General features: G+C 47.7%; 15 protein-coding genes. 7 read left to right on the top strand and 8 right to left on the bottom strand.

The features are described from left to right. Positions 1-18 precede the first annotated feature (18 nt). Positions 19-1,161: a type IX secretion system outer membrane channel protein PorV gene (porV, locus tag ACZ42L_RS07695; RefSeq protein ID WP_464703992.1), complete on the top strand. Its 1,143-nt coding sequence runs from the start codon at positions 19-21 to the stop codon at positions 1,159-1,161. Positions 1,162-1,230: 69 nt separating this feature from the next. After that, positions 1,231-1,737, top strand: coding sequence for a 2-C-methyl-D-erythritol 2,4-cyclodiphosphate synthase (gene ispF, locus ACZ42L_RS07690; RefSeq protein ID WP_464702238.1), 507 nt, complete (start codon positions 1,231-1,233; stop codon positions 1,735-1,737). Between the two features lie 89 nt (positions 1,738-1,826). On the opposite strand, the gene ACZ42L_RS07685 is transcribed toward ispF, so the two are convergent. After that, positions 1,827-2,909: a lactonase family protein gene (locus tag ACZ42L_RS07685; protein WP_464715743.1), complete on the bottom strand. Its 1,083-nt coding sequence runs from the start codon at positions 2,907-2,909 to the stop codon at positions 1,827-1,829. A 504-nt stretch (positions 2,910-3,413) separates the two neighbouring features. Here ACZ42L_RS07685 and ACZ42L_RS07680 point away from each other — a divergent pair. From ACZ42L_RS07680 to ACZ42L_RS07670, 3 genes are all read left to right on the top strand, one after another. Next, entirely contained in the window at positions 3,414-4,685 is a 1,272-nt protein-coding gene (locus tag ACZ42L_RS07680) for a glycosyltransferase family 4 protein (RefSeq protein ID WP_464697911.1), read from the top strand. Beyond that, positions 4,682-5,455: a glycosyltransferase family 2 protein gene (locus ACZ42L_RS07675; protein WP_464697909.1), complete on the top strand. Its 774-nt coding sequence runs from the start codon at positions 4,682-4,684 to the stop codon at positions 5,453-5,455. Before ACZ42L_RS07680 ends, ACZ42L_RS07675 begins: the two co-directional genes overlap by 4 nt. Before the next feature lie 122 nt (positions 5,456-5,577). After that, positions 5,578-5,856, top strand: a complete 279-nt coding sequence (locus ACZ42L_RS07670; RefSeq protein ID WP_464715742.1) for a hypothetical protein — start codon at positions 5,578-5,580, stop codon at positions 5,854-5,856. 136 nt (positions 5,857-5,992) lie between these two features. On the opposite strand, the gene ACZ42L_RS07665 is transcribed toward ACZ42L_RS07670, so the two are convergent. The 7 genes from ACZ42L_RS07665 to ACZ42L_RS07635 form a co-directional block, all read right to left on the bottom strand. After that, on the bottom strand, positions 5,993-6,940 hold the full coding sequence (locus ACZ42L_RS07665; protein ID WP_464715741.1) for a peptidoglycan DD-metalloendopeptidase family protein: 948 nt from the start codon (positions 6,938-6,940) through the stop codon (positions 5,993-5,995). A gap of 215 nt (positions 6,941-7,155) precedes the next feature. After that, positions 7,156-7,950 carry a class I SAM-dependent methyltransferase gene (locus ACZ42L_RS07660; RefSeq protein WP_464715740.1) on the bottom strand — a complete coding sequence of 265 codons (795 nt, stop codon included), beginning with the start codon at positions 7,948-7,950 and terminating at the stop codon, positions 7,156-7,158. 161 nt (positions 7,951-8,111) lie between these two features. Continuing rightward, on the bottom strand, positions 8,112-8,636 hold the full coding sequence (locus tag ACZ42L_RS07655) for a hypothetical protein (protein WP_464715739.1): 525 nt from the start codon (positions 8,634-8,636) through the stop codon (positions 8,112-8,114). A gap of 28 nt (positions 8,637-8,664) precedes the next feature. Beyond that, positions 8,665-10,347 carry a sigma-70 family RNA polymerase sigma factor gene (locus ACZ42L_RS07650; RefSeq protein WP_464715738.1) on the bottom strand — a complete coding sequence of 561 codons (1,683 nt, stop codon included), beginning with the start codon at positions 10,345-10,347 and terminating at the stop codon, positions 8,665-8,667. Between the two features lie 118 nt (positions 10,348-10,465). Then, entirely contained in the window at positions 10,466-12,568 is a 2,103-nt protein-coding gene (gene recG / locus ACZ42L_RS07645; protein ID WP_464715737.1) for an ATP-dependent DNA helicase RecG, read from the bottom strand. Positions 12,569-12,668: 100 nt separating this feature from the next. After that, positions 12,669-13,343, bottom strand: coding sequence for a 2-C-methyl-D-erythritol 4-phosphate cytidylyltransferase (locus ACZ42L_RS07640; protein ID WP_464715736.1), 675 nt, complete (start codon positions 13,341-13,343; stop codon positions 12,669-12,671). Between the two features lie 407 nt (positions 13,344-13,750). Then, on the bottom strand, positions 13,751-14,317 hold the full coding sequence (locus ACZ42L_RS07635; RefSeq protein ID WP_464715735.1) for a DJ-1 family glyoxalase III: 567 nt from the start codon (positions 14,315-14,317) through the stop codon (positions 13,751-13,753). A 132-nt stretch (positions 14,318-14,449) separates the two neighbouring features. Between ACZ42L_RS07635 and ACZ42L_RS07630 the strand changes: the two genes are divergently transcribed. Beyond that, the gene (locus ACZ42L_RS07630) at positions 14,450-15,337 is read left to right on the top strand and encodes an NAD kinase (protein WP_464715734.1); all 888 of its coding nucleotides are present in this window, start codon (positions 14,450-14,452) and stop codon (positions 15,335-15,337) included. A gap of 54 nt (positions 15,338-15,391) precedes the next feature. After that, positions 15,392-17,068 (top strand): ABC transporter ATP-binding protein, encoded by a 1,677-nt coding sequence (locus ACZ42L_RS07625; protein WP_464715733.1) that lies wholly within the window; start codon positions 15,392-15,394, stop codon positions 17,066-17,068. Positions 17,069-17,071 lie beyond the last annotated feature (3 nt).

Genomic DNA, 17,071 nt, shown 5'->3' with positions numbered 1-17,071 from the left:
AGCTATAAGTATATTTTCATGGCTTGTTTGTCGTTTTTGCTGGTAGCTCCACAGAGTGTAAAGGCAGGCGATGACAAGACAACTATTTTTAATCCGATTTATACCGCTGTTACCTCTCAGACGATAGCACCCGATGCACGTGGTGGAGGTATGGGCGATGTGGGTGCTGCTACCGATCCGGATGTATACTCGCAGTATTGGAATCCTGCCAAATATCCATTTACCATCTCGCGTGCGGGAGTGGCTTTGAACTATACCCCGTGGTTGCGAACAATAGTCAATGATATTGATTTGGCCCATCTGGTGGGCTATGCTCGTATCGGGGAACATAGTGCCGTATCAGGCTCTTTGCGTTATTTCTCGCTTGGAGAGGTGACCACAAAAGATGAGGCATTGACAATTCGGCCTTACGAGATGTCGTTAGATGTGGCTTATTCATTGATGTTGAGTGAAAAATTCTCTATCGGAGCTGCCGTTCGTTGGATTTATTCAGATCTTACCTACGACTATAATGAGCATACATCGCCGGGTAGTGCCTTTGCCGCCGATTTGTCTGCGTATTATCAAACCTACTTGATGTTGGGCAGTCGGGAGAGCCAGTTGGGGGTGGGTTTGAACATCTCGAACATCGGTAGTAAGATTAATATGGGTGGAACGTACAATGAGTTTATCCCTACGAACTTGCGGCTGGGTGCTTCGTTGCTTGTGCCAATAGACCAGTATAATAAATTCTCGGTCTCTATAGATGCAAATAAGTTGCTTGTTCCCACGATTCCCAAGCAGAAAGATGGAGAAGAGACGGTGGACTACGAGACACGCTTACAGAAAGACTATTACGATGTGTCGAGCATCAGTGGTATTTTTAAGAGCTTTGGCGATGCTCCCGACGGTTTCGGAGAGGAGTTGAAAGAAATACAGTGGAGTGTCGGTGGCGAATATACGTACAATGATAAGTTTACGCTTCGTGCCGGTTACCATCATCAGCACGAGATCAAAGGTAATCTGAAATACTTTACGGTGGGTGCCGGATTCAGGATGAATGTCTTCTCTCTTGATGCCGGTTACGTCATTGCGACGTCTAAGAGTAATCCTCTTGACCAGACATTACGCGTTTCCCTGGCATTTGATATGGACGGAATCAAGGATTTGTTTAAGAGATAAGATGTCTTTTTCTTGCTTATTGGCATATCGATGAAGTAAGAAACAGCCAAATATAAATAAGTTAGTTCTATGGACGAAGAGAATAAGGGAATGGTGTTGATTCCCCGTGTGGGTTATGGTTACGATGTACACCGTTTGGTGGCAGGGCGTGATTTGTGGTTGGGTGGCATCAGGATAAGCCACGAGATGGGACTTCTGGGGCACAGTGATGCTGATGTACTCATCCATGCTATCTGTGATGCGTTGCTTGGTGCGGCCAATATGCGCGACATAGGATATCACTTCCCAGACACTGCTGCTTCCACTCTAGATATTGACAGTAAGATATTATTGCACAAAACGGTTGAACTGCTGGCCTCAAAGGGTTATGAATTAGGGAATATAGATGCTACTATTGTGGCTGAACGGCCTAAGATTAATCCTCATATTCCAGCTATGAAGCAATGTTTGGCTGAGGTGATGGGATGTGATGAAGACCAGATTTCTATCAAGGCAACGACATCGGAGAAGATGGGATTTGCCGGGCGAGAGGAGGGAATGGCTGCCCACGCCGTATGTTTGATAGTAAAAAGATAAACGTTAATAGATAAAAGGTAATAGTTATTATGTTGGCTTGTGCAGACGTAGTAACTATTACCTTTTTTGATTTCTAAAGTCTTTGCTTCTTAAAATTCTATGCAGACAGCTTTGTCTACCATAATATCCTGGTGGGTATCGGTGAGCAAACCAGTTTCTTTGTTGATGCTGAACACCTGAATTTTATTGCTATCGCGGCATGCACATAGTAAGAAGCGACCATTAGGAGTGATATTGAAGTTGCGAGGATGGATGCCAGTATCTTGGTATCCTATCTTTGTGAGCGTACCATCGAGCTTGTTCACGGCAAAGATAGAGATGCCGTCGGCCTTTAAACGATTGCTGGTATATAGGAATTTACCATTGGGTGAAAGATGTATGTCGGCACCGCCACGTCCATTGACAGAATCGCTTTGAATCTCTTGGAGTCGTTTCATTTCACCATAGCCACGTTTGAAGACCGTTACGGCACCCGAAACTTCACTCATGACATAGACGGCTTTATCCGAGTAGATAATGTGGCGTGGGCCGGAGTTGCGTGTCAGTGTACCGACCACTCCTATCTTTTGCAAGCTTCCATCGCCTAAAACCCGAAATCCAAGTATCTCGTTGGCACTGAAGTTTGAGGCTAATACAATCTTGCCGTCAGGCGACAGTTTGCTGCAATGGATATGGGGCGTAGCTTGATTGGGTACGTCTGTGGGTGCAGTAGAGCCTTTAAATAGTTGAGACATGGGGCGTATAGTCCCGTCACTATTAAGCGGAAACACACTGAGTGAGCCACCGCTGTAGTTGGCTGTCATCACTACCTTCCCGTTTGTCTCCACGTGGCACGGATCTTCGCCGTTAGTCGGTTGCGTATTGAGCAAAGTCATCTCTCCAGTCTTCATATCCAGTCTGATGGCATTGATAGAGGCTGTAGCGTCCGATTTCTCTGAAACCGCATATAAGAGTCCTTTTTGTCGGCCCAGTTTCAAGAACGAGGGATTATCCATAGCAAGCATGTGCAGTGGCGTTGCTACCCCTGTCTTATCATCGAAATGGAAAGTATAGATACCCTTACTTGTTCCGTTGGTATAAGTACCAACAGCCATCATCAGTTTTTTTGCATTACTTTGCGTAAGTCCCAACATCGTCAGTAGGCATGTTAATAGGATAGTTTTCTTTTTCATATATAGACAGTTTAGTGGCGCAAAGATAATTCTTTTGTATGGTAATAGTGCATGATTAGGGTAGAAAATAACGGAAAACGCCGGAGCTTATTCACAAGCTTCGGCGTCTTCTTATGTTTAACTAAAACTTTTTTCTGAATAAATGAAAACCTCACGGCCTTCATCATTACCTGTTAAACAATCTATCAATTTACCTTTAAAAAACCTAATAACTAAAAACCTAAATCTATTTTATTACTACTAACCTAAACAATCTATTAACCTTTTGACGTTGCAAAGATACATCGAAAGTTTGTGTGCGGCAACAATTTCTGTCGACTTTGGTCAAAATATAGTATTTTTCTTGACTTATATCAATATGTGTGTTCGCGCACAAGCGCTTAAAAGGATATAATGGGAGGGATGAATAATTGCTGCTCTAGGAGAATATGGGTACATCTTTTCTCCTGATAACTGACAAGTGTAAGAAAAAACGTTTATCTTTGCGTATAAAAAGGGAACATCATGCGTGTGCTGATAGTCAATACAAGTGAGAAGACAGGTGGGGCAGCGGTAGCAGCTAACCGCCTGAAAGATGCCTTGAACAATAATGGTGTCAAGGCAAAGATGCTTGTTCGCGATAAGACGACCGAGGATATTACCGTTGTGAAGTTGCCAAAAAGCTGGCTGATTCGCTGGAATTTCCTTTGGGAGCGATGGGTTATCTTCTGGCACATGCACTTCTCTCGTAAGCACCTGTTTGAGGTAGATATTGCCAATGCTGGCAATGACATCACCCAATTGCCTGAATTCCGTGAAGCCGATGTCATTCATCTGTCGTGGATTAATCAGGGTATGCTGTCTATCAAGAACATTCGGAAGATAATAGAGAGTGGTAAGCCTATTGTTTGGACTTTGCATGATATTTGGCCACTCACTTCTATCTGTCATCTTACCTTGGGATGTGATAAGTTTAAGAGCCATTGTGCAGCTTGCAAATATCTGCCAAGCGGTGGCGATAGAGACTTGTCGTATCGGGTTTGGGAACAGAAGAGTCAGTTGTATAAAAAGGGGCATATCTCGTTTGTAGCCTGTAGTAGATGGTTGGCGGACGAAGCGCAGCATAGCGGCTTGATAGGAGGACAGCGGGTGGAAGTTATTCCCAATCCGCTTAATACCCAAATCTATTGCCGCCATGATAAGCAAGAGGCTCGACGGGCATTGGGGTTGCCTGGTAATCAGCGGTTGTTGCTCTTTGCTGCTCAGCGGACTACCAACGTGAACAAAGGCATGAACTATCTCGTCGAAGCTTGTCAGAAGCTGACAGCTCAGTATCCATTGATGAAGCAAGAGGTTGGATTGGTCCTTTTAGGTGGCCACGCCGAAGATTATGCAGGACAGTTCAATATGTCTGTCTATCCGCAGGGATATGTTAATGATGAAAGAGAGATTGTGAAGATTTACAATGCTGTAGATGCTTTCGTCCTACCGTCGCTATCAGAGAATCTTCCCAATACCATCATGGAAGCCATGGCATGTGGTGTCCCCTGCATCGGATTTAGAGTAGGAGGAATTCCGGAGATGATAGACCATAGGCTCAATGGCTATGTGGCAAACTATTGTGATGCAGACGATTTGGCTTTCGGAATACGATGGATGCTTTACGATGCTCCACGCGAGCAGGTAGAGTGTTACGCCGTGCAGAAGGTTGCTGCTAACTATTCCCGGAGTGCGGTGGCATTACGCTATATCGAAGTATATCATCAGGCAATGAAATATAAGAATAACAATTTATGATAACATTTACCATTGTCACGTGTACTTATTGTGCCGAACACGTATTGCAGCGAACTGTAGATAGTGTGTTGCGTCAGTCGTATGGCAAAGTGGAACATCTTATCATAGATGGAGCTTCGACCGATGGAACCTTGGCCATTGTCCAGCGCTATATACAAGCCAACGAAGAGGTGGGAATGCACCGGGTGGTGCTGAAATCCGAGCCAGACCGTGGGTTGTATGACGCAATGAACAAGGGCATTATGGAGGCTACAGGCGACTATCTTGTCTTCTTGAATGCCGGTGATGTGTTTCCTTATGCCGATACGTTGGAGTTGGTGGCAGGTCAGGTAGGTGAGGACGAAGAGTTACCGGGAGTGCTTTATGGCGATACCGATGTGGTCGACGATGACGGGGCATTCCTTTATCATCGCCGCCTTTCGCCCCCCGAACACCTCACATGGCGCTCGTTCCGGCAGGGTATGCTGGTTTGCCATCAGGCTTTTTATGCCCGTACCGATATTGCTCGCTGTAATCCTTACAATCTGAATTATCGGTTATCGGCCGATGTCGATTGGTGTATTCGGGTGATGAAAGATACGGAAAACCGTCAATTGTCTCTCCGTCATCTTCACATGGTGGTGGTAAACTATCTTGAAGGCGGTATGAGTATCAAGAATCATCGTGCTTCTCTGCGCGAGCGTTTCCTTATCATGTGCCATCATTATGGTCTGTTCACCACTTATCTGATGCACGCATGGTTTATTATCAGGAACTTGGTAAAGAGATAAAAAGACGCTGTGCGCATTTCCATAAAAAGAATAAGAAATCTATAATAAGTCTGTAATTGTTTGGAGTAGGCAAAAGAATACGTATATTTGCAATCGTTTTAAATATAAAAAGATTGTAGATTATGAAGAGATTTTTAGTAGGTGTAGCCATGATGGTTGCCGTAATAGGTTTTGTAAATGCACAACAAGTAGAGAAGAAGGTTGACCAGAAAGAGTGTTGTGCAAAGAAAGACGCCAAGTGCTGTGACAAAAAAGCTGCTCAATGCAGCAAGGAGGTTAAGGCTTGTGCTTGCAAGAAGAGTGAAATGAAGAAATGCTGTTCGCCTGAAGCCAAGGCAGCCAAGAGCTGTGATTGCAAGAAGGCAGAAAGTGGCAAGGCTGCAAGTTGCTCCAAGAAATAAATCACATTACATAATATAATGGACTCCTCATCGTATGGTGGGGAGTCTTTTTTGTATCCTTTGGTCCGAAACAAATAGTGGGATGCAACTCTACGGTACACCCCACTGCCTATCATAGTTATTAGAAATATCGTCGTTATGAGAACCGGATAATCTGTCCTGGCCTCAGGGAAGCTCTCTTGCTGATGTGATTGAGCTTGCACAATGTCTCAATAGATATTCCGCGCTGACGCGAGATAGAGAAGAGCGTGTCGCCCGATTTTACCTTGTAGTAGCTCAATTGTGCGATGCTGTTGTCCTCGGTCGTTTCCTCTTCGGCATCACTTCCCTTAACATCGGCACGGTTGTAACTGCCGTTTCCTATTTTTCCGCGTAGACGTGTTGCCTCGGCCGACTCCCTTTCATAATTCCGTTTCTTGAAAACGAAGTAGTCACCCGTTACGTCTTGATTGCGGAAGTCGAAGAGCAGGGCAGGATTGAGGGCTACGCCACAGAGTCGAGTCTCGAAGTGTAAGTGCGAACCTGTGCTTCGACCGGTATTTCCACCAAGGCCGATAACCTCACCGGCACGTACCACCTGATTCTCTTCTACCAGTTGTTTGGACAGGTGACCATAGATGGTTTCCAGTCCGTTCGGATGCCGGATGACGATATATTTACCATATCCGCGACCTTCATAGTTCACAATACGTACTTTGCCACTGAATGCTGAGCGAATCGTATCGCCGATATATACTTTAATGTCCAGTCCTTTATGCTGACGTCCCCAACGTGATCCGAAATTACTGGTCACGACACGACTAGGCGTTGGCATACAGAAATGACGTAGGCTGATACGGAAAGAATCGGGCAGCTCAGTAGCTCTGTGGGCATATTTGTTGTCCCAGTCGCTGTAAAGGTCGGCTGCGGGCGATTCCATCTGCTCACGCTGGATGATACTCTTGAGAGCTACGGTATCTACTGTGCGCATCTTTCGGTCTACAGGAGCTTGGCGCGCCAGTAGGTCTTGGGCCATTACAGGAATGCAACCCAATATGAGTAATGCGACAATTGTAATTCTTTTACTATTTGCAATCAATTTCATTGTTAATTCATAGGTTAAAAGTAGTACGCGGATAGAACACAGAACCGCGATTAGAGAGGCGATGAACCATACAAAAAGTTCATCAGATTGTCAACGGACTTCGCAAAGATAATAAAAATATGAAGAAAATGTTTCACTATTAACTAATTTTATAGGCCTTTTAACATACTCGGTTAGCGGATAATTAGGTATTGGCAAGTATATTATTTTGATTTCTAGCTAGGTTTTGCCAGGATATAGAAACATGATGTACTGAAATAATTTCTTATATGTGGTAGTTTTGAGATGAGGGGATATAATCTTCTTGGCTTTAGTCCAAATTTCTGTAAATAATGAGGGTTGATAAACCAAAGTTGGCGATTGACGACTCGAAAGTTTATCTTTCCGATTATCTTTTCAAAGAGTTCAATAGGACACTTACAGCTCTTAATGTAGAGCAATTCTTTCACTGTAGCTTCTTCCTCGTCTGCTATCCGCTCTAAGACGCATTTGTACAATGCGGTAGGTAGCAGATGGAGGAAAGGACATCTAGACCATAACTTGTGGTGGCAAATCTGTTGATGTCCACCAAACGGCATTTGCCAAGCAGGGAAAGCCACGAACAGGACTCCGTTGGTTTGCATGAATTTGCCGATATGCGATAAAAAAGTATATTTATCGGGGACATGCTCTATGACATCGTGCAATATGATGATATCAAATTTATTTTCCTCATGGGGAGGTGGGGGATATGTAGAAAAATCACAGCAAACAAAGTTTCCTTTCAAACCTGTTTTCTCAAAATATTGTCGGGCCTGCTCTGTTCTGCTATGTGCCAAATCAATTCCTATTACCTCGCATCCTATTTCTGCAAATGGTTTTAGATTTCCACCTTCCCTACACCCGATTTCAAGCACTCTGCACCCATCCGCTAGGTTGTGGAATTGTTTGATATAGGGGATATAGTAGTGGCTTGCGGTTAGTGCCGATTCTCTGAAATACCGTTCTCTGTCTGTGTGTCTCTTTTGCATTTCTTTTTTCTGTAATGAGTGAATTCCGTCTTAGGATTCTTCTGTTACAAGGAGACGTGCTTAACTAAAAGACTGCTTGAAATGCTAGGAAAAACACAGTAGGCAATAGAAAAAAACGATGTATCACCTCCTGATACACCGTTCATGTAGACTTACATATTTTACCGCTTGTCCATCGGTATGGTGATACTTTTTTGAGAATCTATTTTAATCGAACCGTTATATATCATATTCGATTTGTCCAAGTTCCTTTTAGAAGTCGTGTGATATACCTTCAGATGGTAGCTTCCTGCTTCCAACTCTTTTACCTTGAAACCTATATCATATAAGCACACGCAGTCTGTCAGCATATCTAATTCCGGATATATGATGAGGACGAGTTCGTCGCCATTGCGAGTTATATCCACATGGAAACGCCCAATGATACAATTGTCCTGCACGTCGGTGAATTGTCCGACCACTTCATTTGTTACCCCTGGAATGAGTGTAAGAGTCGTTCGCTTTTCGGAAATCTCCTGATAGTATTCCGGCCGTGTATCGGCTCTTGATACAGATGTCTTGCAATCAGAAGTGTTGACCTCTGATATGCTCACCCCTCCTGTCGTGCTACTCTCTGAAACGCATGCTGTCAGAAGACCGAACAGGCTCGAAACGACTCCGCATTTTACTAAATTCAAATACCTCATATTATATTCTTTTAAATTAAACAAACTCTTACCATGTCAAACGTAGCCCAAACGGTATGCTGAACATAAATGGATGCTCGGTGCGATAGGTTTCTATTCCACTGCCATTTCTAAAATAATAGAATAGGTTTGGCTCTATATATAGGCTGAACGGTTTGAAGATGCGATATTGCACACCCACACCAAGATTGACAGACCACTGGTATCGTGGGTGTATTTCTCCTTTTATAGTGAACGAAGAGTCTGCCGTAACGGTAAACTCTTTGGAGAGCGAACTGCTCACTGGCAGTTCGAATGCCACCCCGCCTGTAGTGTAGACATCCAAGTTTCCCTTGTTCCACACTCGGTAAGTCATTCGTAAAGGAATACCGATATAGTCAATTTTTTGCATCTTTCGGAGTGTTGCATGATTGAAATCACTTGTGAATTCCGATTTCAGGCGAGTATAGGTGATGCCCGTCCCCAATATCCAGTGAGGACTTAATTGCTTGTTTACCGATATACCGAATGTGAGCGGGCGTTCATGATGAGCCTTTTCGCCTAATGGGTCGTATGCCGAAATGAATTGGTCGGTGGCAATCTTCCTTAGTTTTGCATTCTCTGTAGAGTCCATGAGCGTCTGGTTGCGATTCAGGTAGTCGATGAGTTGCCCCATAGAATACAGTTTGGCTGTCGTGCCGCCATTGGCATAATCTATGACCGACAGATAGTTGAGGGCTGATGCAGCATCGTTGGGAGAATTGGAGGAATAGCCTAGATGTAGTGTCCAAGGATATTTCTTTCTTGTCTGTGGCTGGTTGTTTGCTGTTGCTATTAGTTTTTGCATGTTGACTGGTGGCAGATGGAGAAGTGTGTCATTCAAGACCAGACCACTGTCTACAGCCGATAATTGCAGGTTATAACCTGTAGCGGCAATGAATTCCTTAAACTTTGTTGTGCGACCAGTGATAGAATCGGCCCTTTTGACAGTTGGCGTATTCTTTGTAAAAAATCGGATATATTGTTTCCTATGCGTCATGATTGTTTCATGGCTCTTGATATCAACAGCTTTCTGATGGTTGCCAGATTCTTTTTCTGCCTGTTTCTGTTGTGCAATAGTGGATGGTTTTGTCCCCCGCGTTGTCGTTTTGTCTCCTTTGGCAATCCAATAGATATACAATGGAATCAGAACAGGAAGGAGCAACAGTGCCCAATAGTTGATGAGTATGGCTCTTAATAGTTTCTTTGCCCTGAAAAGTTGTGACGAGGAACTATGTGGAGCTATACCAAGAAGCTCGCTGATTTCTTGATGGGAAAGACCGTCTAAGACGGACAGCCTGAATATTTCTCGGCTGCCATTGGGTAAACTTTCTATGGCAGACAAAATTTGTTCCAAGTCTAGCCTTGGTCTTGTATCTTGTGGCTCATTAGCAAGTGTATCTGTATTGATGAGAGATAAGGAGATGGTCTTTCCTGTATTTCTTAGATATCTAAGTGCCAGATTTCGTACAATCGTTACCATCCAACCTTCCAGTTTCTTTTCATCCTTCAGGTCTCTGATGGATGAAAAGATAATGATGAAAGCGTCGTGCAGGATGTCTTCTGCTATACTTTCGTCGTTGACATAGTGCCGGCATACCTCCCGTAATTTGTCTGAATATGTTGTATATAATCGGCCAAGAGCTTCACGATTCCCTTGTTTACATGCTTCTATCTGTGTATCTACTTTCATAGATGTATAATCCCTTTTAATTAAAGGAGTCAAAACAACTCAAAAGACTGCACGAAGCTAGGAGCTTTTTTGAATTAAATCTTGGATAGGATAGAATACTTGCCACTCTGGAGTAGGGCTACGATATGGCAGCCCAGTTGATGTTGGTGCGTCGCAGTTCTTTCAGCCGATTCCAGAGCAGGGCATTTTGCGGACTTTGGCAGGTGGGGTCGGCGTCGATAATTTTCTGGGCTTCGTTGCGGGCCAACTGCACTATCTGGCCGTCGCGGGCTATATCGGCTATCTTGAGGTCGAAGGCTATGCCGCTCTGTTGTGTTCCTTCCAAATCGCCTGGACCTCGCAGCTTCAGGTCGGCTTCCGCTATTTCGAAGCCATCATTGGTTTCGCACATGATGTCGATACGTTTCCGGCTCTCGTCGGCCAGCTTGTAATGGGTTACAAGGATGCAATACGACTGCTTGGCCCCACGCCCTACACGCCCTCGCAGCTGGTGTAATTGTGACAGGCCGAAGCGCTGTGCGTCGAGAATCACCATCACCGAGGCATTCGGAACGTTTACCCCCACCTCTATCACGGTGGTTGCCACGAGTATCTGGGTTTCTCCCTTCACAAACCGGGCCATCTCTTCTTCTTTCTCCTTCGACTTCATCTGTCCGTGAATCTTACTCAGTTTGAATTCGGGGAACACCTCGCGCAGGGTCTCATAGCCCTCCTCCAGATTCTTCAGGTCGCTCTTCTCACTCTCCTTGATGAGCGGAAAGACGATGTAGGCCTGCCGGCCTTGCTGTATCTGCTGGCGTATGCCGGAGTAGAGACTGGTGGTCTGTGTGTCGTATTTATGGACGGTCATGATGGGTTTGCGCCCCGGTGGCAACTCGTCTATCACGCTGACGTCCAGGTCGCCGTATATTGTCATGGCCAGTGTGCGCGGTATCGGCGTGGCCGTCATCACGAGGATATGGGGCGGATTCTCTGCTTTCGACCACAGACGCGCACGCTGTTCCACGCCGAAACGGTGCTGCTCGTCGACCACAGCCATGCCCAGTCGGGCAAACTGCACCGTGTCTTCGATGATGGCATGCGTCCCAGCCAGTATTTTCACGTCGCCGTTTTTCAATCCTTCGAGCACCTCGCGTCGTTTCTTTCCTTTCACCACGCCTGTCAAGAGTTCGCAGCGAATGTCCATGCCGTGCAGAAACTCGCGAATGGTAGCCAGGTGCTGTTCAGCCAGAATTTCTGTCGGGGCCATGATGCACGCCTGATAGCCGTTGTCGATGGCAATGAGCATGGACATCAGGGCGACGAGTGTCTTGCCCGACCCCACGTCTCCTTGCAGCAGCCGGTTCATCTGTCGTCCACTCTTCATGTCGTCGCGAATCTCGTGCATCACGCGTTTTTGTGCGCCGGTGAGTGGGAATGGCAAGTTGTGATGATAGAAGGCATTGAACTCCTTGCCCACGTGGGCAAAGATGTTTCCACGATATTTGCGGCGATGGTCGCTGGCATAGCGCAGGATATTCAGCTGAACGAAAAATAACTCTTCAAACTTCAGGCGCACCTGAGCACGTTGCAGGCTCTCTATCGACTGCGGATAGTGGATGGTGCGAAAAGCCTCTTCGCGCGGAATCAAGTGGAGCGATTCGGTGATGAAGGGCGGTAAGGTCTCCGGAATGCTTCCTGTGGGCAGCTTGTCGATGAGCGTACGTGTGAGTTTCTCGATGTTGCGCGACGTCATGCCGTGGTCTTTCATTTTCTCCGAGGTGTGGTAATACGGTTGCATGCCCATCTGGCCGAGCTGTAGGTTGTCGGCAGGTTCTATCTCCGGATGGGCAAACTGATAACGCCCCTGATACACTGTGGGCTTGCCGAACACGATGTATTCCACGCCCACCTTATATGTCTTATAGATATACTGCGCCCCCCTGAACCATACCAAATCCACTACGCCTTGTCCGTCTGAGAAGTGGGCCACCACACGCTTCTTGCGTCCGCCCATCGCAAACTCGTCAAAACTCAGGATGCGTCCCTTGATTTGGACGAACGGCAGGTTGCCGTTGAGCGAGTTGATGGGATAGATGTGGGTGCGGTCTACATATTTATACGGGTAGTGTTGCAACAGGTCATACCACGTTGCGATGCCAAGCTCTTTGCTCAGCATCTCTTTCTTCTTGGGTCCTACGCCCGGAAGATACATGATATCTTGCGACAGAATGGAGTACATCAAGTATGTTTCGCTGCTTCATCGCGTCTCCCTCTCGCTGGGCGGGAAGAGTCGTCGATGCAGTGTTTTTTGTCTTGTCAGTATATTGTTCTTCCCGTCTTTACCGGTGGGTGAGGATATATTCAGCCAACATCAGGTCGTAGGGAGTCGTCAGTTTGATGTTCTCGCGGTTTCCCTCGACCATAGCCACAGTGCATCCCAGACTCTCTACCACTGAGGCGTCGTCGGTGAACGAGTCGCGATAGGGCTGACTGAAGGCCTGGCGCAGCAATGCGATGTCGAACACCTGTGGTGTCTGCACCATCCGATAGTCGCTTCGCTGCACGTTGTGTCCTCCGTTGTGCGCGTCGACATAGCGAAGTGTCTCTACCACGGGCATCACGGGGATGGCAGCATACTCGTCTTCGGCCGTGTCGTAACACCGTCCGATGGTTTCGAGCGATACGAAGGGACGCACGCCGTCGTGTATGCCGACGAGTCCTTCGGCGTCGGTCGGGATGGCCGCGAGTCCGTTCTTAGACGACTCGAAACGCGTGCTGCCACCCTCAGCTACCGTATGTTCGATGCGGAAATCGTATTCCCGGCACAGCTGTTGCCAGTAGGCGTGCTGGTCGCGTGGCAGTACGAGGATGATTCCCATGTGCGCGTCGTACTCGTGGAATCGCTCAATGGTGCGCATCAGTACCGGTTTTCCGCCGACAGGCAGAAACTGTTTGGGTATTTCCCCACCCATTCGGAGTCCTTTTCCTCCTGCTACGATGATGATATAGTTCATAGTCGGTCTCCTCCCATTCCCTCCCCAAAGGCAGGGGTTGGGCTTTTGCGTATGTATGTTATTTCTTGATAATATGTTGTTCGTATGCTGTTGCCTGTCGGGCAAATTCAATTTCGCTCTTACATCCGGTACTCCCTGTCCTTACGCGACTTTTGGGAGAGGTATCCTATTGGGCGAATTAAATTTGCCCCTACGGGCAGCTGATGTCCTGATTACACCTCCCTCTCCAAGGTAGCGAATCGGGGAGAGGTGTCTCCCTGTACTCCTTGTCTGAGAGATGGAACGGGAGGTGTTTTACTGCAAAGCCTTGGCAGCAATACTGTTTGGCCTTTGCAGCGATGCTGCATGGGCTTTGCAGCAAGACTGCCGAAGCCTTGCAGTAATTTCAAAGAAATGCAGGGGTGATGTCAGACTGACTCCGTCAGATGTGCATATTGCATCTTCGCCTGTAAATCTTTCACCGGTTCGTCGCCCACGAAGTAGCTCAGGATGCGGTAAGCATAGGGGAATGTGGCTGCCGGTCCTTCGCCCGTGATGATGTTTCCATCCTCCTGGAAGAGCTGTGCAGTGTACTCTGCTCCGTCCATATATTGCTGGAAGCCCGGCGAGCAGGTGGCTTTACGCCCCTTCAGCAGGCCGAGACTGCCGAGCACCATCGGTGCGGCACAGATAGCACCGATGCGTTTGCCCAGCTTGTCTTGTTCTGCCAATGCCTTGCGCACGCCCTCATGCTCGTTGAGGTTGGTTGCTCCGGGCAGTCCTCCTGGCAACAACAGCATGTCGGCATCGCTCATGTCGGCGTCTTCGAACAGCATGTCGGCTTTCAGTGTGACACCGTGCGACGACGTGACAAACTCAGAACCGGTGACGCTGACGGTCTTGATTTCTATGCCGCCACGACGCAGAATATCTACCGGGAGCAAGGCTTCGACCTCTTCAAAACCGTTAGCCAGAAATTCATATACTTTTGCCATAATTCTTAAACAATATAATGTTTTGTCCTTTAAAAATACTATTTTTGCATAATCAATGTATCTGCAAATATACTAAATGTTTGTGATTTAGTGGTGTTTGACGGCTATTAAAGAATCAAAAATATCAATATAATGTCAGGTCAGCAACTTAGTTTCGCCATTTTCGGAAACAGTTATCAAGCCGGTAAGGCTGCTTGTACGGAGGATATCCTTGCCGAGTTGCGCGCACGCGGCGCCGAAATCTACATGGAGCGTAGCTTTTATAACTTCTTGACGCTGCAAGAGAAACGGGCCGTCCAGGTGTCGGGCATCTTCGACGACTACAATTTCGATGTAGACTATGCTGTCTCTATCGGTGGGGACGGTACTTTCCTGAAGGCTGCCAAGAAGGTGGGCGCGAAGGGAATTCCCATCGTCGGAATCAACATGGGGCGTTTGGGATTCCTGGCCGATGTGTTGCCGGGCGAAATCAAGGAGGCTATCGACGAGATATATGAGGGGCGTTGCAAGGTGGAAGAGCATACGGTGTTGCAGCTGATGACCGACGGCGAGACGCTGGAGGGATGTCCCTATGCGCTCAACGACATTGCTGTGCTGAAGCGCGATACAGCTTCGATGATTTCTGTGCGTACCAGTGTGGATGGTGAATTCCTCGTCACTTATCAGGCCGACGGGCTTGTGGTGTCTACGCCTACAGGCAGTACGGCCTACAATCTGTCGAATGGCGGACCTATCATTGCGCCCCATACCAACAGTATCTGCATTACGCCGGTAGCTCCGCACAGCCTGAATATCCGGCCAATCGTCATCGGCGACGACCGGGAAATCGTGATGGAGGTGGAGAGCCGGTCGCACAACTTCCTCGTAGCCATTGACGGGCGTTCGGAGAAAATGCTCGAAGGCACACGTCTCATCATTCGTAAAGCGCCCTATGCCATCCGTATCGTGCAGCGCAACAGGCATCGCTATTCGGCCACGTTGCGCGAGAAACTGATGTGGGGAGCTGACCAGAGAGAGTAGAGGTAGCCTGTCTGGCTCGTGACAGCAGATATCCTGACCGTTATAAATAGAAAAATGAAGATAAGAAACCTACTGCATATCCCTCCTGCCAAATATCCTGTTCGCAGCATTCTGAAATGGCTGTGGCGTTCATGGCGTGGCAATCGCACCCAGGCCATACTGAATGCCGTGGTGGGATTGGTGTCCGTAGGGGTGAGTCTGTTGCAGGTTTGGGCCGTGCAGCATGCCATCGACGTGGCTTCGGGAGTGGTGCAAGGGAGTCTGTATACGGCTATCGGTCTCATGGGGGCATTGATACTCTGTGATTTTGCCATATCAATAGCTACCGTGTGGATACGCAATATACTGGGGATCAAAGCGCAGAACAGGATGCAGCAACGCATGCTCGACCGTATTCTGAGGTCGGTATGGGGCGGCCGCGAACAGTTCCATTCGGGCGATGTGCTGAATCGTTTGGAGGCAGATGTGAATAATGTGGTCGGCTTCCTGACTGAGGTGATACCCAATACATTGTCTGTGCTGGCCCTGTTTGTGGGTGCTTTCTGCTATCTTTTCTCTATGGACAGGTGGCTGGCAGTGGCTATTGTGGCCATTCTGCCCATCTTCCTGTCGGTGAGCAAAATCTATATCGGCCGTATGCGCAACCTTAACAGGCAGGTTCGCGAGAGCGACAGCAGGGTTCAAAGCCTCTTGCAGGAGACCTTGCAGCACCGCATGCTCATCAAGACGCTGGAGAGCGACGACACCATGATAGACCGACTGGAAGGGCAGCAGGGCGAATTGCGCCGCAGAGTGATACACCGCACACGGTTCAGTGTGTTCAGTTATCTGATGGTGAACCTCGGTTTCTCGCTCGGTTATCTGCTTGCGTTCTTCTGGGCTGCCGTCCGTCTGGCATCGCATACGCTGTCGTTTGGTGGTATGACGGCATTCCTACAGTTGGTCAACAGGATACAGAATCCCGCGCGAAGCCTGGTGAATCTCGTCCCGTCTTTCGTCTCGGTATTCACGGCAGCAGAACGATTGATGGAGCTTGAAGAGAATCCGCTGGAAGAGCAGGGAGACCCTGTGGAGTTGCCCGCACCCTGTGGCATTCGGCTCCATAACGTCACTTACGGCTATGCTGATGTGGAAAATAATGTCATCGAACGGCTCGACTTCAACTTCACACCCGGCAGTTGCACGGCGGTAAAAGGAGAGACCGGAGCGGGCAAGACTACACTCATTCGCCTTCTGCTGGCCTTGGTGAGGCCCAAGACGGGAGCGATAGAAATCTATCATGGCGACTGGAGCGAACGGCTTTCGCCCCTGCATCGTTGCAACTTCGTCTACGTGCCACAGGGTAATACGCTGTTGAGCGGTACGATTCGCGAAAACCTGTTGCTCGGCAAGACGAATGCCACTGACGAGGAAATGGAAGACGCATTGCGACAGAGCTGTGCCGACTTCGTATTCGACCTGCCCGACGGGCTTGATACCGTCTGCGGCGAGCAGGGAGCGGGACTGAGCGAGGGGCAGGCACAGCGTATCGGCATAGCCCGGAGTCTCTTGCGGCCGGGCAGCATACTGGTGCTCGATGAGGCTACATCGGCACTAGACCTCGATACAGAGAAGCAGTTGCTGCACAATATACTGTCGTCGCAGCATAAGACGGTGATATTTATCACGCATCGGCCAGCTGTGCTAGACTACTGCGACCAGACTCTTGAAATAAGTAAAATACCAAGTTAATGA

The sequence above is a fragment of the Prevotella mikamonis genome, assembly GCF_055381405.1.
The sequence above is the reverse complement of the archived record's forward strand: the minus strand, read 5'-3'. Positions and strand labels throughout refer to the sequence as shown.